The organism is Aquirufa sp. TARAVU-A1A (assembly GCF_054558675.1).
The window spans coordinates 14204-37730 of the sequence record NZ_JBPXKP010000004.1; the positions used below are offsets into that span (position 1 = coordinate 14204).

Annotated in this window: 23 protein-coding genes; 12 read left to right on the forward strand and 11 right to left on the reverse strand. The window is 40.5% G+C overall.

What is annotated here, in order from left to right; genetic code table 11:
- Positions 1-14: 14 nt before the first annotated feature.
- Together V7S75_RS06380 and V7S75_RS06385 are read right to left on the reverse strand one after the other, a co-directional pair.
- Positions 15-194 carry a histone H1 gene (locus tag V7S75_RS06380; RefSeq protein WP_459512364.1) on the reverse strand — a complete coding sequence of 60 codons (180 nt, stop codon included), beginning with the start codon at positions 192-194 and terminating at the stop codon, positions 15-17.
- A 174-nt stretch (positions 195-368) separates the two neighbouring features.
- On the reverse strand, positions 369-1607 hold the full coding sequence (locus tag V7S75_RS06385) for an aminotransferase class I/II-fold pyridoxal phosphate-dependent enzyme (RefSeq protein ID WP_459512366.1): 1239 nt from the start codon (positions 1605-1607) through the stop codon (positions 369-371).
- A gap of 160 nt (positions 1608-1767) precedes the next feature.
- On the opposite strand from V7S75_RS06385, the gene ggt reads away from it, so the two are divergent.
- Positions 1768-3456: a gamma-glutamyltransferase gene (gene ggt, locus V7S75_RS06390; protein WP_459512368.1), complete on the forward strand. Its 1689-nt coding sequence runs from the start codon at positions 1768-1770 to the stop codon at positions 3454-3456.
- Here the strand turns inward: ggt and V7S75_RS06395 are convergent.
- Both V7S75_RS06395 and V7S75_RS06400 read right to left on the reverse strand, forming a co-directional pair.
- The gene (locus tag V7S75_RS06395) at positions 3450-4151 is read right to left on the reverse strand and encodes a VIT1/CCC1 transporter family protein (RefSeq protein ID WP_459512370.1); all 702 of its coding nucleotides are present in this window, start codon (positions 4149-4151) and stop codon (positions 3450-3452) included. The genes ggt and V7S75_RS06395 overlap by 7 nt on opposite strands.
- A gap of 10 nt (positions 4152-4161) precedes the next feature.
- Positions 4162-5745 carry a peptide MFS transporter gene (locus tag V7S75_RS06400; RefSeq protein WP_459512372.1) on the reverse strand — a complete coding sequence of 528 codons (1584 nt, stop codon included), beginning with the start codon at positions 5743-5745 and terminating at the stop codon, positions 4162-4164.
- 171 nt (positions 5746-5916) lie between these two features.
- Between V7S75_RS06400 and V7S75_RS06405 the strand changes: the two genes are divergently transcribed.
- The 6 genes from V7S75_RS06405 to lepB are packed head-to-tail and all read left to right on the forward strand — an operon-like array spanning position 5917 to position 10903.
- On the forward strand, positions 5917-6696 hold the full coding sequence (locus V7S75_RS06405) for a ParA family protein (RefSeq protein WP_459512373.1): 780 nt from the start codon (positions 5917-5919) through the stop codon (positions 6694-6696).
- A gap of 11 nt (positions 6697-6707) precedes the next feature.
- Positions 6708-7631, forward strand: coding sequence for a ParB/RepB/Spo0J family partition protein (locus V7S75_RS06410; RefSeq protein ID WP_459512374.1), 924 nt, complete (start codon positions 6708-6710; stop codon positions 7629-7631).
- 3 nt (positions 7632-7634) lie between these two features.
- Complete coding sequence (locus tag V7S75_RS06415) at positions 7635-8252, forward strand: DUF5683 domain-containing protein (RefSeq protein ID WP_459512376.1); 618 nt, start codon at positions 7635-7637, stop codon at positions 8250-8252.
- 4 nt (positions 8253-8256) lie between these two features.
- The gene (dapB, locus tag V7S75_RS06420; protein ID WP_459512377.1) at positions 8257-8970 is read left to right on the forward strand and encodes a 4-hydroxy-tetrahydrodipicolinate reductase; all 714 of its coding nucleotides are present in this window, start codon (positions 8257-8259) and stop codon (positions 8968-8970) included.
- Positions 8971-8975: 5 nt separating this feature from the next.
- On the forward strand, positions 8976-9758 hold the full coding sequence (locus tag V7S75_RS06425) for a phytanoyl-CoA dioxygenase family protein (RefSeq protein ID WP_459512378.1): 783 nt from the start codon (positions 8976-8978) through the stop codon (positions 9756-9758).
- Positions 9755-10903 (forward strand): signal peptidase I, encoded by a 1149-nt coding sequence (gene lepB / locus V7S75_RS06430; protein ID WP_459512380.1) that lies wholly within the window; start codon positions 9755-9757, stop codon positions 10901-10903. Before V7S75_RS06425 ends, lepB begins: the two co-directional genes overlap by 4 nt.
- A gap of 36 nt (positions 10904-10939) precedes the next feature.
- Here the strand turns inward: lepB and V7S75_RS06435 are convergent, their stop codons facing one another.
- Together V7S75_RS06435 and V7S75_RS06440 are read right to left on the reverse strand one after the other, a co-directional pair.
- Positions 10940-12121 carry a class I SAM-dependent rRNA methyltransferase gene (locus V7S75_RS06435; RefSeq protein ID WP_459512381.1) on the reverse strand — a complete coding sequence of 394 codons (1182 nt, stop codon included), beginning with the start codon at positions 12119-12121 and terminating at the stop codon, positions 10940-10942.
- A 19-nt stretch (positions 12122-12140) separates the two neighbouring features.
- A complete protein-coding gene (locus V7S75_RS06440; protein ID WP_459512382.1) occupies positions 12141-12998 on the reverse strand; it encodes a zinc dependent phospholipase C family protein in 858 nt (285 codons plus the stop codon).
- Positions 12999-13088: 90 nt separating this feature from the next.
- On the opposite strand from V7S75_RS06440, the gene rpsT reads away from it, so the two are divergent.
- Together rpsT and radC are read left to right on the forward strand one after the other, a co-directional pair.
- Positions 13089-13346, forward strand: coding sequence for a 30S ribosomal protein S20 (rpsT, locus tag V7S75_RS06445; RefSeq protein ID WP_315575331.1), 258 nt, complete (start codon positions 13089-13091; stop codon positions 13344-13346).
- A gap of 73 nt (positions 13347-13419) precedes the next feature.
- A complete protein-coding gene (gene radC, locus V7S75_RS06450; protein WP_459512384.1) occupies positions 13420-14109 on the forward strand; it encodes a RadC family protein in 690 nt (229 codons plus the stop codon).
- Positions 14110-14258: 149 nt separating this feature from the next.
- Here radC and hisB read toward each other — a convergent pair whose 3' ends face one another.
- Positions 14259-15371: a bifunctional histidinol-phosphatase/imidazoleglycerol-phosphate dehydratase HisB gene (hisB, locus tag V7S75_RS06455; RefSeq protein WP_459512386.1), complete on the reverse strand. Its 1113-nt coding sequence runs from the start codon at positions 15369-15371 to the stop codon at positions 14259-14261.
- Positions 15372-15463: 92 nt separating this feature from the next.
- Between hisB and V7S75_RS06460 the strand changes: the two genes are divergently transcribed.
- Positions 15464-16687 (forward strand): hypothetical protein, encoded by a 1224-nt coding sequence (locus V7S75_RS06460; protein ID WP_459512388.1) that lies wholly within the window; start codon positions 15464-15466, stop codon positions 16685-16687.
- Positions 16688-16857: 170 nt separating this feature from the next.
- Positions 16858-18651, forward strand: coding sequence for a DEAD/DEAH box helicase (locus V7S75_RS06465; protein WP_459512390.1), 1794 nt, complete (start codon positions 16858-16860; stop codon positions 18649-18651).
- Between the two features lie 53 nt (positions 18652-18704).
- Here the strand turns inward: V7S75_RS06465 and V7S75_RS06470 are convergent, their stop codons facing one another.
- Positions 18705-19124 (reverse strand): hypothetical protein, encoded by a 420-nt coding sequence (locus tag V7S75_RS06470; protein ID WP_459512392.1) that lies wholly within the window; start codon positions 19122-19124, stop codon positions 18705-18707.
- Positions 19124-19510, reverse strand: coding sequence for a Co2+/Mg2+ efflux protein ApaG (apaG, locus tag V7S75_RS06475; RefSeq protein WP_459512394.1), 387 nt, complete (start codon positions 19508-19510; stop codon positions 19124-19126). Before apaG ends, V7S75_RS06470 begins: the two co-directional genes overlap by 1 nt.
- Positions 19511-19522: 12 nt before the next feature.
- On the opposite strand from apaG, the gene V7S75_RS06480 reads away from it, so the two are divergent.
- Positions 19523-20209, forward strand: coding sequence for a uracil-DNA glycosylase (locus tag V7S75_RS06480; RefSeq protein WP_459512395.1), 687 nt, complete (start codon positions 19523-19525; stop codon positions 20207-20209).
- Here the strand turns inward: V7S75_RS06480 and V7S75_RS06485 are convergent.
- Together V7S75_RS06485 and V7S75_RS06490 are read right to left on the reverse strand one after the other, a co-directional pair.
- Positions 20206-20502 carry a DUF4286 family protein gene (locus tag V7S75_RS06485; protein WP_459512396.1) on the reverse strand — a complete coding sequence of 99 codons (297 nt, stop codon included), beginning with the start codon at positions 20500-20502 and terminating at the stop codon, positions 20206-20208. The genes V7S75_RS06480 and V7S75_RS06485 overlap by 4 nt on opposite strands.
- Positions 20499-23456 carry an FAD-binding and (Fe-S)-binding domain-containing protein gene (locus V7S75_RS06490; RefSeq protein WP_459512398.1) on the reverse strand — a complete coding sequence of 986 codons (2958 nt, stop codon included), beginning with the start codon at positions 23454-23456 and terminating at the stop codon, positions 20499-20501. Before V7S75_RS06490 ends, V7S75_RS06485 begins: the two co-directional genes overlap by 4 nt.
- Between the last annotated feature and the right edge of the window lie 71 nt (positions 23457-23527).

Sequence of the window (23527 nt, forward strand, 5' to 3'; positions counted from 1 at the left end):
TTAGAAATCTGCAATTATTTTGCTGCGTTCTTTTTGTTTTGAACTTCAGTACGGATTTCTTGAGCCAAAGTTTTCAATTGTTGAAGACCACCTCTAACGCGAGTACCAGCTGCTTGATTTCCTTTGTCGTAGAATTTTTCGAAATCACCTTCTAATGATAAAATTAGGTCTTTTACTTGTGCAAATCTGCTCATAATAATTTGAATTTTTAGGTTGTAAAAAAATTAGATTGTCTTTATTCGCTGTTTGAAGCGCTTATAAGACGAAATTTAGTAAAATTTGAATAGCCCGCAAATTATTTTGTATAAAAAAGCCAAAAAAAAGTTTAAAAAATGAAAAAAAAATCAAAATTGACCGTTTAATCAATATTAATCGCGATAATAGCCCGATTTTAAGCGTTTTTGAACTTCAGCAAAACAGTCACAAGTATATTCAATATCTGCAAGTGTATGTGAAGACGTTGGAATAATACGTAACATGATTTGCCCCTTCGGAACTACTGGGTAAACGACAATGCTGCAGAAGATTCCCATGTTCTCGCGTAAATCACGAACTAATTTAGTGACAGCATTGATATCATATTCTCCATGTAAGAAAACGGGAGTGACTGGTGATGTTGTTTCTCCAATATCAAATCCCTTCTCAATTAATCCTTTTTGTAAGGCACGGACATTTGACCACAATTGCTCACGTAATTCAGGATGTTTTTTGATTAATTCCAAACGCTTCATTCCTCCAATAACGAAAGGCATAGGCAATGCTTTTGCATACGTTTGTGAACGCATATTGTACTTCAAATACATGATGATGTCTTTCGGTGCCGCAACAAATGCGCCAATTGCTGCCATTGACTTCGCAAAAGTTGAGAAGTACAAATCAATTCCTTCTGTACAATTCAAGTGTTCTCCTACACCACGTCCATTAGCCCCCATCGTACCAAAACCGTGTGCATCGTCAACCAATAAGCGGAAATTGAAGTCTTTTTTCATTTCGACAATCTTGTCTAATGATCCAACTTTCCCCGACATGCCGAAGACACCTTCCGTAATGACTAAAATTCCTCCTCCTGTTTCTTGTGTTTTCTTCGTTGCGCGTTCTAGGTTCTTACGCAATGAGTCCATGTCATTGTGATTGAACTTATAATAATCACCCATTTTAGCTTTATGAAGACGAATACCGTCAATCAAACAAGCATGTGACTCTGCATCATATACGATAATGTCACGGTGATCTACCATACATTCGATGATAGACATGACACCTTGATACCCATAGTTTAATAAAAAGGCATCTTCCTTACCTACAAATTCAGCTAATTGTCTTTCAAATTCTTCGTGTTCGTCGGTATTACCCGACATCATTCGTGCTCCCATGGGATAAGCCAAGCCGTATTTAGCTGTTGCATCTGCGTCAGCTTTACGAACCTCTGGATGATTGGCTAATCCTAAATAGTTGTTCAATGACCAGTTTAACATTTCCTTACCCATGAAAGTCATGCGAGGGCCTAATTCGCCGGTCAACTTAGGAAATGAGAAATAATGGTGGGAATAATGTGCATGGGCTCCAATGGGTCCCATATTTTTGACAACTTTCTCGAAAATATCCACTTTAAATTGCGTTTTGGTTGGTAAATACTAAATACGTAAGACAAAGGTAATTTTAAATTTTTATTATCACAATGTAAATGAATTGAGGTTTTGAGGAAATAATTACTTTAATTCGCTTTGGCTTTCTTAAAATGCCTCTTCATCAATAATGCAATTTCTTATGAATCGAATATTCTCATTCTTTTTACTTGGCCTAACTATTTCAGCATTTGGACAGCAAACGATAAAACCGCTTGTTGAAGCAAAAAATGGAATGGTTGTTAGTACTCACCCCGCAGCTAGTCAAATTGGTCTTGATATATTGAAAAAAGGGGGGAATGCCATCGATGCAGCTGTGGCTGTGAATTTTGCATTAGCCGTTTGTCACCCAGCTGCAGGGAATATTGGTGGTGGAGGATTTTTGGTCTACCGATCTGCCAAAGGGAAAGCGTATACGTTAGATTATCGTGAAATGGCACCACTGGCTGGTTCACGCGACATGTATCTGGATTCTACGGGTCAAGTGATTCCTGGTAGAAGCTTTGTAGGAATTCATTCGGTTGGCGTGCCAGGAGCAGTAGCGGGAATGCAAGCGATGCATAAACGATTTGGAAAGCTTTCGTGGGCAGAATTAGTTCAACCTTCGATCGATTTAGCTCGAAATGGTGTTGTACTTACGGAGAAAGAAGCGCGCGGACTCAATCGCAATCGTGCTGATTTTATGCGTTATAATCCGGGTCGTGCCTACATGGTCAAAGCGGATAGTACGCAGTGGAATCCAGGTGAATTATTTATTCAAACAGATTTGGCGACAACTTTGGAACGGATTTTAGCTAAAAAGTCTCGCGGTTTTTATTCCGGTGAGACGGCTGATTTGATTGTCCAAGAAATGAAAAAACAAGGTGGTTTAATTACGCATAAGGATTTGAAATCTTATCGCGCCATTTGGCGTAAACCATTAATCAGTCAATACAAGCAATATTCGGTGATTGGCATGCCACCTCCATCGAGTGGGGGTGTCGCGATTAGTCAATTGTTATCATTGATTAACCCTTATCCATTTGCTCGATGGGGAGCCCAATCGGATTCGACGGTACAGGTGATGATTGAGGCAGAACGTCGTGTTTATGCAGATCGTGCCAAATGGCTAGGAGATCCTGATTTTGTTAAAGTACCACTCAAGGAGTTATTAGATGAAAAATATTTGTCTCAGCGTATGCAGTCAATGTCATTTGACCAAGCGACGAAAAGTTCAGCGATATCGGCTGGTGAATTTGCAGCTTATGAAAGTCCAGAGACAACACATTATTCAATCGTTGATCAAGAAGGGAATGCTGTTTCGATAACGACAACCTTAAATAATTCTTATGGAAGTAAAGTCTTTGTGGGTGGTGCTGGTTTCTTACTAAATGATGAAATGGATGATTTTAGTGCCAAAGCGGGTGTTCCTAATCTTTACGGTTTAGTGGGATCGAAGGCAAACGAAATACAACCACGGAAGCGCATGCTTTCGAGTATGACACCTACGATTGTGACAGAAAATGGACGCTTGAAATTGGTGGTTGGTACCCCAGGTGGATCTACGATTATTACGAGTGTATTCCAAGTGATGTTGAATAGCTTAGTCTTTGGGATGAATATGCAAGCGGCAGTAGAATATCCGCGTTTTCATCATCAATGGTTACCTGATTTGACACGTTATGAGGCAAAACGATTTGATGAGGCGCAAATAGGCCGATTGAAATCCAAAATGTATGAATTGACCCCTTCAGGGAATATTGGCTTGGTAGAAGGGATTTTAGTCCTCCCTGATGGGAAATACCAGGGAGGAGCAGATTCAAGGGGAGATGATACCGCCTTGGGTTATTGAAATAGTTTCGCAACTAAAAAGGCAGCGGTAGCCGCAGCAGCGCCAATGGAGGTAACCTTCAAGGATCCGATAATTGGATTTTGTCCGGTTACTTTGCTTTTGAAATATCCGAAAACTAACAGGGCTAAAATGGTAACTCCTGCGGAGTATTTCAAACCATCGACGGGATTCTCTACATAGAAGTAGGGTAGTAGAGGAATAAAACCGCCCACAACATAAGAAATACCGATTGTTAACGCGGAGTTTCTGGCACGATTCGGATTAGGTTTTTCAAGTCCTAATTCAAAACGCATCATAAAATCAACCCATTTGTCTTTGTCTTTGGCGATTGCTTCCACAACGATTTCTTGTGCCTCAGGGCTTAAGCCATAGTCTTCGAATACTTCACGGATCTCTTCTTTTTCTCTCTCAGGGACCCGTTCTACTTCATCGTATTCCCTTTTTAATTCAGCCTCATAATGTTCTTGTTCCGTTTGGCCTGCTAAATATCCGCCTAATCCCATCGCGATGGAACCGGCAACGATTTCAGCGATACCTGCTGTCGTAACGATGGCAGCTGATTCTACTGCACCCGATAAACCTGCAGCTAAAGCAAAGGGAACTGTTAAACCATCCGACATGCCTATTACCATGTCCGTGATAAAGTCTGAACTCTTTAAATGTTGTTCGTGTAAATGATAATCGGGACCGTGCATAGTTATCTATTTATTTGATGCCGTGCATCATGCGTTTTAAAGGGCCTGCTGCCAAAATATATAATAACACGGATGCTATTCCTGCTAAGGTAACAAAGACCATAAAGAATTCGTAAAGATTGTGAATTTCAAAACCTAAGAAACTTGGTAAAGCTGCGCCAGCAACAACTTCGGTGGGTGGTAATAAGGCTCCTAAAGTTCCCGCAAGTGCGTATCCAGCTGCATTGGCAATAAACCAAACGCCCATCAATAAAGATGAGAATCTTTTCGGAGCTAATTTTGAAACCAAAGATAGCCCAATCGGTGAGAGGCAAAGTTCCCCCATCGTATGAAATAAGTACATCACGAAAAACCATACCACACCTAATTTATTGGCGCCTAAATCCTTCACTTGATTAGCTATGATAAAATAACCAATGGCTAATAATAATAATCCGATCGCTTGTTTGGTTGGCGAATTAGGGTCAATACCTATTTTTTGTAGACGAACCCAAAGGAAACTGAAAGGTAGGGCTAGTAAAATAATAAATATGGAATTCGCGTTCTGAACTGAGCTTGGGGGTAATTCGATTCCCAAGAAATGTAAATCGGTTTGTTGGTCTGCAATGAATGTTAAAGACGAACCGGCTTGTTCGAAGGCCGACCAGAAAAACATGACAAAAAAAGCAATGATGTACATCACCCAGATCCGATCGCGTTCGATTTTGGTTAGGGTTTTATCGGTCATGATTAAGAATGCCAAACTGATGCCAGAGGAATATATAATTGGGTAAATCCAATCTTTGATGGGATTGGCTTCTTCAGTAACAATATAGAAATGAATACCCAGAACAAGGATAACGAATAGGGAAACCGCACTTAAAATAGACTGCGTGGTAAACACAGCTTTTTCCGATTCTTCATTCGCTTGAGTTTGATTATTAAACACAGGCTTTAATCCAACCGCCTCGCCAGTGGGGGAAACAATATATTTATCCTTAATGAAATAAAACAAAATCGTTCCAAAAAGCATCGCAGAACCTGCAGCGAAGAAGCCCCATTTAAATGCCTCCACATTGCGAATGCCGTCAACTTTTATGTCTCCAACCAACGGGCAAATCAACATGCCTAGGAATGCACCTGTGTTGATACCCATGTAAAAAATAGTGAATGCTGAGTCTAAACGATTATCCCCTTTAGGATACAGCGAACCGACCATCGATGAAATATTCGGTTTAAAGAATCCATTTCCTACGATAAGAAACAATAAACCAATCCACATGAGTGAATTGGCGAGCGAAAAGTTGTCAAGAAAAGTGCTTGCGGATCCAAAAAGGAACAATTGGCCTACAGACATGACCAATCCGCCTAAAATAATGCAATTACGGTTTCCCAAATAGCGGTCAGAAACATAGCCACCCAACATGGGCATTAAATAACTTAGTCCTAAGAAGCCCCCATAAAGAATGGATGCCTCATTTTGTTTGAATGCTAATGCATTAACTAAGAAAAGGGAAAGTATGGCGCGCATGCCATAGAAATTAAATCGTTCCCACATTTCCGTGGAGTAAAGTACATAAAGTCCTTTGGGATGTGCTGTAGAATTTTGTGTCATGAATAGGTTGTTGATAATCGGTGGGCAAGATAAAATATCTTTGTTTAAATCAAGCAAAACTTGATTGATAAAATTTCAGCTACCCTTGGTCAAATTTGAAAAAAGATGTGAAACCTTTTTCGTAATATTGTTGGTTCAATTCGTTAACGAAAAAATTAATTCAAATCATTCATGGGTAAGATTATCGCAATTGCAAATCAGAAGGGTGGTGTTGGAAAAACGACGACGGCTATTAATCTAGCTGCGAGTTTGGCTGCATTGGAATTTAAAACACTTTTGATTGATGCGGATCCTCAGGCGAATTCCACTTCTGGGCTTGGTTTTAATCCCAAAGAAGTTAGTCGGAGCATTTATGAGTGCATGGTTGGAATCGCTACGGTTGCAGAAAGTATATTAGCCACGGAAGTCCCATTTTTGGATATCATTCCATCGCATATTGATTTGGTTGGGGCGGAAATTGAGATGATTAATTTGACGAATCGGGAGGGGAAAATGAAGGAGGCTTTGTCAGGCATTAAAGATCAATATGATTTTATCATTATGGACTGCTCGCCTTCATTGGGATTGATTACAATCAACAGCTTAACAGCAGCCGATTCCGTGATTATCCCGGTACAATGTGAGTATTATGCCTTAGAAGGTTTGGGAAAACTATTGAATACGATTAAGATTATTCAATCGCGTTTGAACCCAGGTTTGGTGATTGAGGGTATCCTATTAACCATGTATGATCTGCGTTTACGTCTCTCGAATCAAGTGGTTAATGAAGTGAATTCCCATTTTAAAAACATGGTATTTGAGATAATCATTCCTAGGAATATTCGTTTGTCAGAATCCCCAAGTTATGGCATACCAGCCATTTTGCATGATGCAGATAGCAAAGGCGCGATAAGTTATTTGAATTTAGCCAAGGAGATAATCCTGAAAAATGGCCTATTACAAACCATTTGATTTAACATTACATGAGCAGCAAGCAAGAAGCAAATAAGAAGCGTATTGGTTTAGGTAGAGGTTTAGGCGCTTTGTTGGAGGATTCTGAGAATCTCCAAAGTTCTGCGCGTCAAGGGGCAGATAGCCTAGGTGGTTTGGATGGTGTCAATCTGATGGAAGAGATTCCCTTGGAATTTATTGAAACAAATCCATATCAGCCGCGGGAGCATTTTGAACAAGCTGCTTTACAAGATTTAGCGGAGTCAATTCGTGTTCAGGGTATCATTCAGCCGATTACCGTGCGGAAGATAGCACCACGTAAGTTTCAATTGATTTCTGGTGAGCGTCGTTTACAGGCTTCGAAAATAGCCGGTTTGACACGTATTCCGGCTTATGTTCGGACGGCGGATGATCAGCAAATGATTGAAATGGCGTTGATTGAAAACATTCAACGGGAAAATTTAAATGCGATTGAGATTGCACTTTCCTACAAGCGATTGATGGAAGAATGTGATTTGCGTCAAGAAGATTTAGGTGCACGTGTTGGAAAAAATCGTTCTACGGTTACCAATTACATGCGTTTGTTGAAATTGCCGCCTCACATTCAAGTGGCGATTCGTGATAATAAAATTTCGATGGGTCATGCGCGTTGTTTGATTTCCGTTGAGAATATTGAAGTCCAACAGCAATTATTTTTAAAGACGATTTCAGAAGAATGGTCGGTGCGCCGCTTAGAAGATGCGGTTCGTCAATCGGCTACCCCAGCGGCGGATGTTCCATCGTCAGGTACAACAAAAGTAGCTGTCAGTGAAATTACGCAATGGCAAAAGTCTTTGACGGATTTCTTTCATGCACCTGTTTCTTTGAAAATGAATGAGCAGGGAAAGGGTGAAATGAAAATTACATTTAAGTCGAAAGAAGAATTGTTGAAAGTGTTAGACGCTATTCGTTCGTAAGTTATGCATATTCGATTGATGTGCCTTTTGTGTTTGATTTTGTGCGCTAGAACAAGCTTGGGTGCATCACTGGATTCCTTAAAACAGGTTCAGAAAGATTCTGTGAAGGTGGTGAAAATGCCTTATAAAATTATTCCTAGACAAGCTACCTTGAAATCTTTGATGATTCCGGGATGGGGTCAGTTATACAATCGGCAATATTGGAAATTGCCTTTGGTGGCTGGTGCGTTTATTACGTTGGGGATGATCGCGAATTATAACCAAGTAAGGTATGCTAAATATCGGGAATACTATTATGTAGTGTCGGTTCATCCAGATGATCCGACATATACTCCGCCGGCAACTGTGGCTGTACCCTATGAAGATGGAGTTACGCGTGATTTGGATGTCAATCAGTTGAAACGGATCAATGACGGTTTTCGTCGGAATCGTGATTATACCTACATTGGGATGGCTCTGGCTTGGGCGTTAAATATTGTAGATGCAAATGTCAGTGCACATTTGAAAACTTTCGATGTGTCTGATGATTTAAGTATGCGCGTGAAGCCAATCATGGAAATCGACCCTTTATCACAAGGTATGGTGTCCGGATTGAGCTTATCGTTTAATTTTAAAAAATGATTTTATGAGAATAGTATTAATTGGTTACGGGAAAATGGGGAAGGAGATCGAACGTCTTGCAGTAGGACGAGGTCATCAAATCGTTGCACGCATCGATGTGGATAATCAAGCGGAATTGAGCCAATTAAGCAAACAAGATGTTGATGTAGCTATTGAGTTTTCAAATCCGGCCTCAGCGTTTGCTAATATCATGACTTGTATAGAAAAACAGATTCCAGTCGTTTGTGGCACTACGGGTTGGTTGGAACAAAAAGCAGCAGTGGAAGCTGCAACGGCCAAAAATCAATCGACTTTTTTCTATGCTTCAAATTATTCAATTGGTGTAAATCTATTCTTTAAATTGAATAAAACCTTGGCTGCATTGATGTCGGGGCATTCGGAATATGATATTTACACAAATGAAATCCACCATTTAGAGAAAAAGGATTCACCTTCCGGAACAGCTATCACGATTGCAGAAGGCATTATTGATGCTTATGCGTCGAAAACTAAATGGGTGAATAATGAAATTCCGGCTGCCAATGAAGTCGCGATTTGGTCGCAAAGGGAATCAATTATTCCAGGAACACATACGGTTAAGTATATCTCAAAAGTTGACCAAATTGAAATTACCCACGAAGCATTCAGTCGGGAAGGGTTTGCACTCGGAGCTGTGATTGCGGCTGAGTGGGTGAAGGATAAAAAGGGTGTGTTAGGTATGGATGATATGTTAAAATAAGGAATATGGATCGTATCGCATTAAAAAAACAATTGCAAGAGGAGGGATTAATCATTCTACCTGGTTTTTTTGATCCCTCGCTCATTGGTCAGATTCAAACAGCTGCCAAGGCTATTTTTGATATTCAGTTCAAACGTTTTGGGATCACTGGTGATTATTTGAGCCAAATGCAGAACTTATTCGAGAATCATTTGGAAGAGTTTATTTCCTGTGGAAAAATGATTCAAAGTGGTTTGATTGAACTCTATCAATTGGCTGTTAATCCGGACTTAATGAGCTTTTTGAAAGATGTAGGGCTGTCACATCCGTTGATGTGTACGCGTCCAGTATTATTCTTCAACCATCCATCCTTGGCTAAATCGGAACATTTTTACAAAACTCCTTTGCACCAAGATTGGACGTCTATGTTGGCCTCCGATGATTCCGTAGTTGTTTGGCTGCCCTTGATGGATTTAGATATCGCGCATGGGCCTGTTGTTTTTTATCCTGGATCACATAAGTTGGGACCATTAACCGATCGCATAGAAAACGGATTTGCAGAAGTAGATTTTGACCGAAATTCATATCCTCGTGTACAGAAAGCAATGAAATTAGGTGATGTTGCTATTTTTTCAACACTGCTAGTGCACGAATCGGGTGTTATAACAAATGAGGAAATTCGTTGGTCTTGCCATTTTCGCTATACCAATATGGAAGATCCTACGTTTATTGAAAATGGGTTTCCACATCCCTATATCTATAAACCTTCACAAGAATTAATTGATAAATATTTACATAAGAATTCATGAAACCAACCGAAAATCAAAAGCCTAAGCAAAAATCGCCATTTAGAGAATGGTTGGATTCCGTTGTATTCGCTGTCGTAGCTGCTACATTAATACGCTTTTTCTTATTTGAAGCTTATACCATTCCGACACCATCGATGGAGAGTTCTTTGATGGTAGGTGACTTTTTGTTTGTGAGCAAGATGCACTATGGTGTTCGTACGCCTAAAACACCTTTGCAATTGCCGTTGACTCACCAAAAGATTTGGTTTACGAATTTGCCTTCCTATTTATCTTGGTTGCAATTACCAACCTATCGTTTGCCAGGTTTTTCGAAAGTTAAGCAAGGTGATGCCGTTGTATTCAATGTGCCTAATTTTGAGGAAGATGGAGATGCACCGTTGGATTTACGAACATTTTACGTGAAGCGCTGTGTGGCGACTCCGGGGGATGTGTTGGAAGTAAGAGACCAACAAGTATTTGTCAATAATAAGGCGATGGAAAATCCGGAAAAGATGCAACATCCCGTATTTATGAAGACCAAAGAGAATTTAGATGAGGCATTTTTTGCGGAATATGGTATTCGTAATTCACCGGATGCGAGTTATGATTCAGCGGATTGGTTGCCTTTGGCAGATTCTACGAATCAATTAGCCGGTTATAAATTGAATACATCTAAAAAACATATGGATGAGATTAAGGCTTTGCCTTGGGCAAAATCATTCGATTTAGATGCATTCAAGGATCCGAAAGGATTGACATTCATTGATATGTTCCCGCATGATACGGTTGATTTTAAATGGAATCGTGATTTTTACGGACCGTTGAAAGTTCCAGCTAAAGGTTGGACCGTACAATTAGATCGTAAAAATGTGAAATTGTATCAAGAGGCTATTATCAACTATGAAGGTAATACAGATATTGTTTTGTCGGGTGATAAATTGTTGAAGAACGGTCAAGCCATGACTACATATACGTTTAAGCAAGATTATTTTTTCATGATGGGAGATAATCGCCATAATTCGGCGGATTCTCGTTTCTGGGGATTTGTTCCAGCCGATCACATTGTGGGTAAAGCTGTGTTTGTTTGGATGTCGATAGACCCGAATAAACCGTTATTCTCTTTAGATAAGATTCGTTGGAATCGAATCTTCCGATTCGTCGATTAATCGAAAAAGGCGCTGAATGTTTCAGCGCCTTTTTTGTTATAGAACCTTTAGTACAAACCCTTTCAAGTAATTGCTTTCTGGGTGGAATAGGTTAATCGGATGATCGGGTGATTGAGTCATTTGATGAATGACTTGAATCTCTCGGCCTACGGCTATTCCGGCAGCTACAAGCATGTTGTAGAATAGGTCTCTTGTAATGACTTGCGAACAAGAATAGGTGAAAAGAAGTCCGTTTTTCTTGATTTTGCGTAAAGCCAATTCGTTGATTTTTTGATAGCCTTGCAATGCTTTGTGTTTCGCATTCATCGATTTGGCAAATGCAGGCGGATCTAAAACAATGATGTCAAATTCGTCTTCATTGGCTTTCAAATAGGGGAGCGTTTCACCTACGATCGCCTGATGATTTAGTTCTTGCATCTTATTCAATTCAACATTAGCATTAACTAAGTCGATTGCTTTAGCTGAGGCATCCAAGGAAATGACGGTTGCAGCTCCAGCTTTCAAGGCATAAAGTGAGAATCCACCTGAATAACAGAACGTATTTAAAACTGATTTGCCTTGCGCATATTGTGCTAATAAAGCCCGGTTTTCTCTTTGGTCAATAAAGAAACCTGTTTTTTGTCCCGTAATCCAGTTGATCGAAAAGGAAATTCCATTTTCTTTTACCGTATAGGGAACTTTCACTTCACCAAAAACAAATGCGTTCGTGCACGTTTGGGCATATTCGGTAGGTAAGGTTTCTTTACTCTTGTCGTAAATCGCTTTGATTTTTTTACCTAATACATGTTTAACGGCCTCAACGATTTCATCTCGGTCGCGGTGCATACCGATGGTGTGTGCCTGAAATACGAGTACATCCTTGTATAAGTCCATGATCAGACCTGGGCATCCATCTCCCTCGCCATGAATCAAGCGAAAAGCATTTGTGTCCTTTAGCGGCAATAAACTGCGTAAGTCCCATGCATTTTGAATGCGCTTTTCCCAAAAAGTGGTTTTGGATTCGATTTCTTGAAACGAAAGTATTTTAACTGCGATACTTCCGTGATGAAAATGACCGGTACCTAGGAATTCTTCCCGACTGCTATATACATTAACCCAGTCCCCATCTTGCAGGTTAGGGCTTTGTTTTACAATAGCACCTGAGAATACCCAAGGGTGAAATCGTTTAACCGGGGCGTCCTTCCCGTGCTTTAATTGGACAAATTTTGATGCATTCATGTTGCAAAATTGCACAAATTTATTTGAAATCAGGCTCTCCCGCCTCAAGCCATGCAGAATACCATAAACTTCCGATGTGTTTGATGGACGCTAAGTAGCGTTTTTCTACCTGATTATCAAGTTGTTTGTGGTAAGCCTCGATGTAATGTTCTGTGTACATCTTTTCTAAACGCTTGCCTTTTTGGCTGAGCTTGTATTTATGGGAATCGGAAACTCGCGCGTTTATTATTTTTTCTCCTTTGAATAAATCTGTTAGCATGCCATGCGATTCTATCACCCAATCCCATGAGCTTCTCAATAGATTAGGTATATATTCTGCGGGACCTATCCAATCATCTAGTTTCTCTTGGAGTAGTTCAGGTATTTGGGATTCCCAAAAGCTATGAATGCCCACTTGGTTTGTTTGTTGGCCATCATAATTGGACGTTGTATGCAGCGGAACGTGGGCATCTGCCACATAATGTCCTAATTCAGCTGATATTTTGATGATTCGAATCGTGTCTCTTGCTATAAAAGCATATTTCAGTTGGCGGAAATAGGTTTGAATATTCCAAGGTACGATGCCATGTTTTTGAAGGGAATCTTCGGAATATTTTAATATGGCATTTTCCCAGCTCTCGTTTTGAATGTCCTTGATGTTGTAACGGTCTAGATCAATATAATGCCTCGCTGCTTCCTTATCAAGGCTATGGCGTCGCTGATCGGGTAAAACGGCATAGTTGATGATTTCATCTAGATGCCTCTTGTACAGATTTATGAGGGGTGGGGGTAACGTGAAAATAGCCAGTTTATTGATTTTTTTGTGTGCATAGAATCCCCAGTTGGCCATGAGTGAGGAATTTGCAAGTAGGAGAACTGCAAGGAACAAATATTTCATCAGGTATTTTTTTAGTGGTTGTATTGTAAATTCTAAACCTTTTGCTTACTTTTGCAATTCAATTTTACAGAAAAGAGAATTTTTTTAAAGATGGCAAATCATAAATCAGCACTAAAGCGTATTCGGGCAAATGAATCAAAGCGTTTGCGCAATCGTTACCAACACAAATCTACACGTACGTTAATCAAGAAATTGAGATTGACTACGGACAAGGCAATCGTTTCTGACTTGTTCAAGCAAGTGTCTTCTGCGTTGGATAAATTAGCAAAGAAAAACATCATTCATAAAAATAAGGCAGCTAATCAAAAATCAAAATTAGCGAAGTTGGCGAACAAAATCGCAGCTTAATCCCTTATTATCAGGTACTTGATAAACCTCGCTTCGTGCGGGGTTTTCTTGTTTATAGGCAGTACATTCGTACATGACCTATCAGAAAATTCAAGATTTATTGGAATCCGACCGACCGCGGGAGATATTATTTTCCAAAGGGCGCGAAACGCTTCGATTGGAAGAGATATTGGCTATATTGATTGGCTCAGGGATTCGAGATCATTCTGCCTTGGATGTAGCTCGGGAAATGTTGCGGCAAGTTGAAGGTGATTTAGCAATTCTCGGCCGCTGGGGTGTCCCTGAATTTAGCAAAATTAAAGGGATTGGTTCAGCCAAAGCGGCAGTTTTAGTTGCAGCGATGGAATTAGGGCGTAGGCGGATGGATTATACAGCTAATTCAACGGTTGATCGTGTTCGACAATCCGCTGATGCATATGATTTGCTTAAATCTCATTTAGCAGATTTAGTCCATGAAGAGTTTTGGGTGATTTACCTCAATCGTGCTGCTCGGATGATCAAGAAAGAATGTATCAGTCGGGGAGGAATTGCCGGAACGGTTGTCGATATTAAACTAATACTGAAGTCGGCAATTCATTTGCAAGCCAGTAGCTTAATCTTAGCTCACAATCATCCATCTGGGCATTTACAGCCTAGTGAAGCGGATAAACAATTAACGAATCGAATGATTGTTGCTGCAAAGAGTGTGGATATGCTCGTTGCTGACCATCTCATCATTAATACGAGTGCTTATCTAAGTTTCGCCGATGAGGGCTGGTTATAAAAAAAGAAAGAGGAATTATTTCCCTCTTTCTTTGTAGATCTTTTGAAGTTTTGCTCCAACAACGATTGAAATTGCGAACAAAATGATAAAGAATGCTGCTCCTGAATATCCCATAGTATTTAATTATTTATGCAAAATTAAGAATTTGTTTAGAGTAATCCTTTGGTACTCGGCAAAGAATTTAAATTTTTTATATCGCGTTCAACCGCCATACGAATTGTTTTAGCAAAGGCCTTGAAAATAGCTTCAATTTTGTGGTGCTCATTTTCGCCGCTTGCTTGAATGTTCAAGTTACATTTTGCAGCATCCGAGAATGACTTGAAGAAGTGAGAGAACATTTCGGTAGGCATTTCGCCGATCATCTCGCGTTTGAAACTTGCTTCCCATACCAACCAGTTACGTCCGGAAAAATCCAAGGCAACTTGTGCGAGGCATTCATCCATGGGTAATAAGAAACCATAGCGATTGATGCCGCGTTTGTCACCTAAAGCTAATGTGAATGCTTCTCCCAAAGCAATTCCCGTATCTTCGATCGTGTGGTGCTCATCGATATGTAAATCACCTTGTACAGTCACAGCTAAATCTACATTCGCGTGTTTGGCAATTTGATCTAACATGTGATCGAAAAAGCCTAATCCTGTTTGATTAGCTGCTTTTCCACTTCCATCGAGATTGAGTTCAATCTGGATTTGGGTTTCGTGAGTATTGCGTTGGTGACTTACTTTACGTGCAGGTAATTTTAGAAAGCGATAAATTTCATCCCAACCTGTGCAAGATAACGCAAGGCTGTCGCTAAGTTCAGTTGAAATAGTTTGTTCTCCAATGAAAATACCTTTGGCACCTAGGTTTTTGGCTAATTGTACATCCGTTTCACGGTCTCCTAGGACAAATGAATTTGCTAAATCGTACGATCCATTGAAATATTCCGAAAGCATCCCAATGCCCGGTTTGCGTGTGGGAAGATTATCTGCAGGGAAACTACGGTCAATATGAATAGCCGCGAATTCGATGCCCTCACTCGCTAGGATTTCAAGCATTTTATTGTGTGCAGGCCAAAAAGTATCCTCAGGAAATGATTGAGTACCCAATCCATCTTGGTTGGTCACCATCACCAATTCATAATCCAATTCTTGAGCAATTTTCTTCAAATTGGAAATGGCATTTGGGAGAAATGCTAATTTCTCGTAGCTGTCAACTTGTTGGTCTGTGATGGGTTCATGTATAATCGTCCCATCCCGGTCAATAAACAATACTTTTTTCATAAAACAAAGGTAATGAATGCATCGTTAATAATTAAAAAATAAGCCGATACTTATTGTATGAAATCCGTTCAGTCCTTGTAATTTTGTAGTCTATGAATCAATCGTTTTACGTAATTAGTGCAGAAGAAAAGTCGGTCATTTTAAATCGACTTTCTACCTACCTCAATGAGCCCGTTGAAAAAGTGGATGAGCTTTATCCTGTTTGGGAAGCCATTATTTTAGGCGGTTTGTTGAAGCTTGTTCGTAATCGTATTCGTTTCAATGCGCTCTACAACTTTATTTTGCAGAAGTCGGCGCCTATCACCGACATTGAAGCATTCCTATCCGCTGATAAGCAGAAATATGACGAAGATGTCATTTTGCGTTACGGTGAGGGGATGATGGGCATTTTAATTCCAGACAAAAAAAGTGCGATTGCGATGTTATTGTCCCGTGAGATGGGGGCGAAGAGTTCTGCTATCTTGAAGGGTTTAACCTTGTTTTTCGGTTTGTATGGCTATCGCTTAAAGCAAGAAGAATATGAGGCGCTGAAAGATTGGAAGGCTTATGGCGAGTATTTCCTGAGCTTGAAGCAGCAGTTTTACGTGTTATGTCCCGCTAGGATTCAATTAGGTGTTTCAGAGATTTTACTGCTTTCCGACATATTGCGAGTTGATACCGGGGCTTTATTAACTTACTCCGACGAGCAAGAGCCTTTGTCTGAAGGAGGAATGCTTCAGAATTTGACGATTAATACCTTTGTATACATGCTCATTATTTTGGTGTTGGGTGGAGGTGTTATTTGGTATACTGCATTCAGGTCAACTGATGAGGAGGAAACGATCGCAGAAACGGAGGAAATTATCCCAATAGATAGTTTAAGCAAATTGAATGATAGTTTAACTCGCGCTGTTTTGGATTCTACAAAATTGCGTGCCGATTCGTTAACAAGTTTAATTTGGCCTAAAGGGACCTCATTCGACGTGCCTAAAAATTCAGTCATTGTAGCCTTGCATCAATATTTATCGGATTCTACTCAAACGGAACCTGTTGAGCTATCTGCTAATGAGCTGGTTTTCAACGAGCAAACTGATTTGTTGGATAAACCTGTCGATTATGTCTTTAAGCGGATGGCGGAAGGGATGAATCGCTATAAAGAATCCTCTTTGAAAATTTTGGTGAATTCGGGCAAAGATGAGCGTGCCTCGTTAAAGCGTGGATTTGTGATCAAAAATCGATTGGTGGGAGAGGGTTTATCTCCAGCGCGGATTGAGGTCAAAGCATCCGAAGATAAGGTTGTTATCTTTTCGATTTCCAAGAAGCCTGTATTAAAATAATCCAATTCGTTTGCTTTCTGTTGTAAGTGTGCGTACTTTTGTGGCATATTAGTACAAATGCATCCGCATAAATCGATTACAAGTGATTGTAAATCCCTTCTGATTAACGACAAAGGGCTATTAGGTTTGATTACGGATGTGTTAGGGCATCATAATTAAACATAACAATCATGAGTGAAAAAATTCGCTTTGATAGTCTTCCTTTGTCGGAAGGTATCCAAGAAGCAGTAAAAGAAATGGGTTTTGAGTTTGCTTCCCCCATTCAATCAGAAGCAATTCCCTACGTTTTAGAGGGTCGCGATGTCATCGGACAAGCACAAACGGGTACCGGTAAAACGGCTGCGTTTGGTATTCCTATGATCGAACATATCGTTCCATTTGAGAAATTCGTACAAGCAATTATTTTATGTCCTACACGTGAGTTGGCCGTTCAAGTTTCGGAAGAAATGAAGAAGTTGGCTAAGTTCACGAAAGGTGTTTGGGTTACGACTGTTTACGGTGGTGATTCAATCGATCGTCAGATTAAGTCGTTGAAGGCAGGTGCCAACATTGTTGTGGGTACACCAGGTCGTGTCATCGATTTAATTGAGCGTCGTGCGTTGAAACTACAACAAGCATCTATGATCGTATTGGATGAGGCAGATGAGATGTTGGATATGGGATTCCGTGAGGATATCGAAAGTATCTTACAAGAAATGCCGAACGAGCGTCAAACCGTCTTGTTCTCGGCAACGATGTCGAAGCCGATTATGGCCTTGACAAGTCGTTATTTGACTGAGCCTAAATTGGTAAAAGTTGTTAAGAATGAAATCACAAACGTCAACATTGAGCAATTGTATTTCGATGTAAAAGGACGTGCGAAGATGGAAGTTACAACGCGTTTGATCGATTTTTATGCCTTGAAATTGATGTTGATCTTCTGTAATCAGAAGAAACGTGTGGATGAGGTGGTAGAAGAATTGGTTTCTCGTGGTTATGCCGCAGAAGGTTTGCATGGTGATTTGCGCCAAAGCCAACGTACACAAGTAATGAATCGTTTCCGTAATGGAAATGTGACAATCTTGGTTGCGACAGATGTGGCAGCACGTGGTTTGGACGTTGATAATGTAGACGCTGTTATTAATTACGATATTCCTTTAGATGAAGAATATTATGTACACCGTATTGGTCGTACAGGCCGTGCTGGTAAATTCGGTAAGGCATTTACCTTGGTTGTAGGTTCTGAGCGCAATCGTTTGCGTGAAATCATGAATTATACCAAAGTTAAAATTGACAAAGGTGTTATTCCATCGTTTACGGATGTTGTGGGTATTAAGAAAGGTATGTTCATTGAGCGTGTCGCTGCAACAATTAACGAAGGTGATTTAGAGGTATTCTCGGATTCATTAGAAAATTTACATCATGCTGGATTTACTACGGAGCAAATTGTTGCTGCCTTAGTGAAAATGAACATGGGTATTCAAAAGAATGAGTTTGGTGATGAAAATCTAGAAGGCGAGTTTGAGCGTCAATCGCGGAAGTATGGTCGGGAAGAGCGTGGCGGTGGGTATCGTGATCGTGATTCACGCGGTGGAGAGCGTCGCGGTGGCGGTCGCTTTGACCGTGATTCACGTGGTGGTGGAGATCGTGGTGGTCGTTTCGAAAGAGGTGGAGATCGTGACCGTGATCGGGGTCCTCGTGGACCGCGTATGGATCGTGAAGGAAAGCCTTACCGCAGTGATGAAAACATGGTTCGTATGTTTGTTAACATCGGATTTAATGAGAAAATTTCTCCATCCAATATCGTGGGTGCTTTTGCAGGTGAGACTGGAATTCCGGGTAATGTGTTAGGGCAAATTCAGATCGAAAACAAGCATACATATGTGGATGTACCGAAAGAATATGCCAAAGTTGTATTGGATAAAATGGCTGGAGCTGCCATCAAAGGCAAGCGGGTTTTAGTTGAAGTAGCTAAACCAGTTTAATCGTATTTTTTTTTTTTTTTTGAGGGAGATATCCGAAAGGTGTCTCCCTTTTTTTATGATTTCTTGAGAAAGAAATGCTGTTTGGGTGCAATGGGATTTAGCGAGATAATACCCATTTCAAACAATTCAATGCTGTGGATTGCTTGTGGCATTGCAGCTAACAATGACCATTTTTGCAAAGATTCATCTGAATCTCTAATATTTAAACAAAAAAGTAATTGGTCTTTTTCCTGCATGAATGCCTCTATACTAGGGATATCCTGTTCTCGTAATTTCTTAAAATCGATTACCTGAATTTTCCCAGCCGCTAATTTAAGATGTTTGCCGATGCCATGAATCATAGCCTCTTGAATATCGCTAGGATTTTGCTGATATACTGGATCAATCACCTGCGTGTATAGGTTAAAAACAAATGGAGAATGTAATCCATGTGCGGTTTGTGCTTTCCAGTTAAATGCGAATCGTTGGAACATTAGTTTTGAGCAAATATCGTTGTGAGTGAAAAGGCAGGGATTTCAACCTGAAATGTTTCCTGCGAATTTAAATTCAGAAAAGTGTAATAGCCGCTCATTTTACCAAATTCTGACATCAACGGACAGCCCGAAGTATAGGTAAATGAAGTATTTGGTTCCAAGATGGGTTGTTGACCTACCACTCCTAATCCTTTCACTGTTTCCTCGTGTAACCCCCCATCCATGATGAGCCAATAGCGACTTACGAGCTGTACAGGTTGTGTGGACCGATTTAAGATTGTAATTTGGTAGCTAAAGAAGTATTGATACGGTTTTTGGATTTCCATATCTGGGATGTGGTTTACAATGACCTCGATGGAAATTTCAGGTGTATTTAAGGGAGACATGGGTTTGATGCTATGGCAAATGAAGAGTTAAAATTACAGGATTTACTGCAGAATGATTGGAAATCGGTCTTGAAATCTACATTTCAATCCGAAAATTTTGAAAAGCTTTCAGCCAAAGTCCTGGATGCCTATCAAAATGAAACTGTTTACCCAACTGTATCTCACTTATTCGAAGCGTTTAATCTTAGTTCTTACCAAAATACGCGCGTGGTTATTTTGGGTCAAGATCCCTATCATGGGCCAGGGCAGGCACATGGCTTAAGTTTTTCGGTTCCGCGGGGTGTTTCACTTCCTCCATCGTTAAAGAATATATATAAGGAGTTGTTCCAAGATGTAGGCTTGATGCGTTCTTTCGGTGATTTGAGTGATTGGGCACGTCAGGGTGTATTACTTTTAAATACCTCATTAACCGTTCGAGCAGGAGAGGCTGGGTCACATGCAGTGTTGGGTTGGCCTATTTTCACAAAATCAGTGTTGAACGTGCTGAATGCGCATGAAAGTCCAATCGTCTTTTTGTTGTGGGGTAATCATGCCCAACAGTTTGCATCCTTGATTGATGAGCGGAAACACCATGTAATCAAGTCCGCGCATCCATCGCCTTTATCAGCCAATCGAGGCGGATGGTTTGGGTCAAAACCTTTTTCGCAAACGAATGAATTCTTGGTTTCGAAAGGAATAGAACCCATTATTTGGGCTTAAAGTCGATTTAATTGGCTAGGGAAATAGACAAATTGATTCGGGAATTCCGCTAAAAAGAAATTGGAAATTAAGTTTTCAATGGCCTCTTTTCTTCTTTCTTCCGATTGAGGAATCAAGCATTGTACCGAAAAGCCTTTCGAATCAGGCTCTTGATGGGAGCTAATTTCAAAAACATGCGCTTGTTCGATGAAATCCCAGGCATTTAATTCCGGTACGATATGTTTCGTTAGTGCCTTGATGGCTTGGTCTTCGATTTTGTTCTCAACAAATATGGAAATGTTGTATTGGATCATGGTTTTAGTGTCTTTTGAGCAAGTGCTTGGTACATAATTTCCGCTGTGTGGAAACCTTCTTTGTCGATGCCATCTTTGATTTGGTGCCGACAAGATGTCCCGTTCATGGCGATAATCGTTTTACTTTTAGTCGCTAATAGGCGAGGGTATAAGACTAATTTGGCAATTTGTTGGGATAATTTATAATGCTTTTTCTCATAGCCAAACGAGCCAGCCATACCACAGCAGCCCGTTGGCAAAAGTTCAACCTCATAATTGGCCGGAAAGTTCAAAACTTGTCGCGTACTGCTTATTCCCGCGATGGATTTCTGGTGACAATGCCCGTGTAGGATTACTTTTTCCGACTTATCAGTAAACTGTTCTTGCGTAATGCGTTTTGCTTTAATTTCTTGTAACAGAAATTCGTCGATCAAGAGGCAATTTGCCTTAAGTTTTAAGGATTTTTCGCGAAGCTCTTCATTAACCAATTTGGGTATTTCATCTCGAAAGCTCAAAATGGCGCTCGGTTCAATTCCGATGAAAGGATGTTCCGCCGAAACAATATCTGTTAATGCTTGGACATTGGTATTGGCTAATTGTTTGGCAAAGGCAAGCATTCCTTTGGAAATATAGGTTCTTCCGGAAATGATTTGATTAGGGATTTTGACACCGTAACCTAATTCATTTAGGAGTAAGACGGTCTTTTTGCCTAATTCAACCTCATTGTAATTGGTGAATTCATCTGCAAACAAATACACAAATCCGTTGTCGAATTGGTCTTGGTTAATCCGTTTGCTATATCGTTTATGCCATGTCTCTAAACTCGTGAAATGTACTTCAGGAAGGCTTCTGTTCCAAGAGAATCCCATCGCACTTTTTAATAGGATAGAACTGCCTGGGAAGTTGATCGCTAAGTTATAGAGGGGTGCAAAGTAACTAGCGATTTTTTGGAGACTTGGGAAGTGGCCGACCATTTTCGTTCTCCAAGGAATCCCTTGTTTGTCATAATGTTGTTGGAGTGTTTCAGCCTTTAATTTGGCCATATCCACTCCGGATGGACATTCGGTTTGACAACCTTTGCAGGAAAGGCATAGGTCTAATACCTCAAGTAATTCAGGATTTGAATAAGCCTCAGAACCGCTTTCTGTGATGAGTTGGCGTAAAACATTTGCTCTTCCTCGTGTACTATCTTTTTCTTTTTGGCTGGCCATGAAACTTGGACACATGGTTCCGCCGGTCAATGCTGTTTTTTTACAATCCCCTGAACCCGAACATTTTTCAGCGAGTCCTAATGGACTTTCTGTTTCTGGGTAATGGAAATAATAGTTTGCGGGTTCTTGTTTTTCCTTATTACGAAAAGCTTCGTCCATCGGAGGAGAATGAACAATTTTGCCCGGATTTAGGATGTTTTGTGGGTCAAACAATTGTTTGATCTCAACGAACAATTGGTAAATCTCATCGCCCATAATTTGCGGGATGAATTCGCCTCTTAGTCGGCCATCCCCATGTTCCCCACTAAGTGAACCTTTGTATTTTTTTAGAATCTCGACCGTTTCCGTAAGGAGTTTCCGGAACAATGTTTTCCCTTCCGGGCTATGAATATCTAAAAAGGGTTCAATGTGTAATTCTCCTGCACCCGCATGGGCATAATAGGCTGCCTGAACTTGGTTTTTCGCTAATAATGCTTGAATGTCTGCGACATACGCAGGTAGGTCGCTTGGCGCAACGGCGCAATCTTCAATGAGATTTACGGGTTGTTTGCTACCTGTTTGATTACGAATAAGCCCCAAACCTGCTTTTCGGATATCCCATCCTTTGCTGATTTCATCACCATACAAAACAGGGAAGGCATAAGCCAAATTAGCCTCTCGGATCGATGAGATGCAAGTGGCGATTTTCTTATCTAATTCATCCTGACTACCCGCCCGGAATTCTACCATTAAAATGGCGGCCGGTTTTCCTTCGATAAAGCTACGATCATCTTTGAAGTTGGGGTGATTCTCCGTAAACGACAGAATAAAATCATCCACTAATTCTGATGCGGTAGGATTGGATTGTAATGCTAAAATATTCGCGTGTAGCGAATCCTGTAGGCTGTTGCAGTGTAAACATAATAGCCCAACAAATGGCTCGGGTTTACTAAGGAGGTTTAATTTGGCTGAATGAACGACCGCTAAGGTACCTTCAGATCCCGCTAAAAGAGCGGAAAGATTGAATGGTTTACCTTCAGGGTTAAAGGGTTGCATCTCAATGAGTGCGTCGAGTGCATATCCTGTATTTCTCCGTTTGATTTCGGCTTTGGGAAATGCATTTCGGATCAAGGATTGAATCTCGGGATTATTGAGAATTCTGTGAAGCTCGCGGTAAATTGTGCCTTCTAAGTTGGTGAGTGTTGTTTTTTTATAAAACGCCTCTAAACTAAGTGGTTCTGTATGTATTTCAGTTCCATCGGATAACCAAGCTCTTATTTCCATTAAATGGTCACGGGTTGTACCCCAAACAATGGAATGCAAGCCACAGGAATTGTTTCCGATCATTCCGCCGATTAACGCGCGGTTTGCCGTGGACGTTTCAGGGCCAAAGAATAATTCCGCAGGAGCTAAATGTTTATTTAAATCGTCTCGAATGATGCCTGGTTCCACCCAAACACTCTTTTCTTTTTTATTCAATTGGATGATTTTAGCCATTTTGGCCGATATCTCCATGACAATACCATCGCCTACAACTTGTCCTGCAAGGGAAGTACCTGCGCCGCGTGGAATGATATTGGTTTTATGATTAGCTGCGAATTGTATGAGCCGTTTAATGTCTTTGGAATTGGACGGAATGGCAACGGCTGTTGGTTTTACTTCATAGACGGATGCGTCGGTCGCGTACAATCGTTTGGTCATCCGACTAGTTTGCGAGTCATTGATAAAGAGTTCTCCTTCAAAATGAATGCTTAATTGCTCGATGTCCCGCTTACTCCAATGCATGTATCTACGAATTGAATTTTAAAATTACGAAATCCAATCTTACCAACATATAACCACTCAAAGTTTCTGAT

Excerpts from the sequence above, each read along its gene's own strand:
- V7S75_RS06380 (WP_459512364.1), bottom strand. The coding sequence starts at position 194 with ATGAGCAGATTTGCACAAGTAAAAGACCTAATTTTATCATTAGAAGGT.
- ggt (WP_459512368.1), top strand. The coding sequence starts at position 1,768 with ATGAATCGAATATTCTCATTCTTTTTACTTGGCCTAACTATTTCAGCA.
- V7S75_RS06395 (WP_459512370.1), bottom strand. The coding sequence starts at position 4,151 with ATGCACGGTCCCGATTATCATTTACACGAACAACATTTAAAGAGTTCA.
- V7S75_RS06400 (WP_459512372.1), bottom strand. The coding sequence starts at position 5,745 with ATGACACAAAATTCTACAGCACATCCCAAAGGACTTTATGTACTTTAC.
- V7S75_RS06405 (WP_459512373.1), top strand. The coding sequence starts at position 5,917 with ATGGGTAAGATTATCGCAATTGCAAATCAGAAGGGTGGTGTTGGAAAA.
- V7S75_RS06410 (WP_459512374.1), top strand. The coding sequence starts at position 6,708 with ATGAGCAGCAAGCAAGAAGCAAATAAGAAGCGTATTGGTTTAGGTAGA.
- V7S75_RS06415 (WP_459512376.1), top strand. The coding sequence starts at position 7,635 with ATGCATATTCGATTGATGTGCCTTTTGTGTTTGATTTTGTGCGCTAGA.
- dapB (WP_459512377.1), top strand. The coding sequence starts at position 8,257 with ATGAGAATAGTATTAATTGGTTACGGGAAAATGGGGAAGGAGATCGAA.
- V7S75_RS06425 (WP_459512378.1), top strand. The coding sequence starts at position 8,976 with ATGGATCGTATCGCATTAAAAAAACAATTGCAAGAGGAGGGATTAATC.
- lepB (WP_459512380.1), top strand. The coding sequence starts at position 9,755 with ATGAAACCAACCGAAAATCAAAAGCCTAAGCAAAAATCGCCATTTAGA.
- V7S75_RS06435 (WP_459512381.1), bottom strand. The coding sequence starts at position 12,121 with ATGAATGCATCAAAATTTGTCCAATTAAAGCACGGGAAGGACGCCCCG.
- V7S75_RS06440 (WP_459512382.1), bottom strand. The coding sequence starts at position 12,998 with ATGAAATATTTGTTCCTTGCAGTTCTCCTACTTGCAAATTCCTCACTC.
- rpsT (WP_315575331.1), top strand. The coding sequence starts at position 13,089 with ATGGCAAATCATAAATCAGCACTAAAGCGTATTCGGGCAAATGAATCA.
- radC (WP_459512384.1), top strand. The coding sequence starts at position 13,420 with ATGACCTATCAGAAAATTCAAGATTTATTGGAATCCGACCGACCGCGG.
- hisB (WP_459512386.1), bottom strand. The coding sequence starts at position 15,371 with ATGAAAAAAGTATTGTTTATTGACCGGGATGGGACGATTATACATGAA.
- V7S75_RS06460 (WP_459512388.1), top strand. The coding sequence starts at position 15,464 with ATGAATCAATCGTTTTACGTAATTAGTGCAGAAGAAAAGTCGGTCATT.
- V7S75_RS06465 (WP_459512390.1), top strand. The coding sequence starts at position 16,858 with ATGAGTGAAAAAATTCGCTTTGATAGTCTTCCTTTGTCGGAAGGTATC.
- V7S75_RS06470 (WP_459512392.1), bottom strand. The coding sequence starts at position 19,124 with ATGTTCCAACGATTCGCATTTAACTGGAAAGCACAAACCGCACATGGA.
- apaG (WP_459512394.1), bottom strand. The coding sequence starts at position 19,510 with ATGTCTCCCTTAAATACACCTGAAATTTCCATCGAGGTCATTGTAAAC.
- V7S75_RS06480 (WP_459512395.1), top strand. The coding sequence starts at position 19,523 with ATGGCAAATGAAGAGTTAAAATTACAGGATTTACTGCAGAATGATTGG.
- V7S75_RS06485 (WP_459512396.1), bottom strand. The coding sequence starts at position 20,502 with ATGATCCAATACAACATTTCCATATTTGTTGAGAACAAAATCGAAGAC.
- V7S75_RS06490 (WP_459512398.1), bottom strand. The coding sequence starts at position 23,456 with ATGCATTGGAGTAAGCGGGACATCGAGCAATTAAGCATTCATTTTGAA.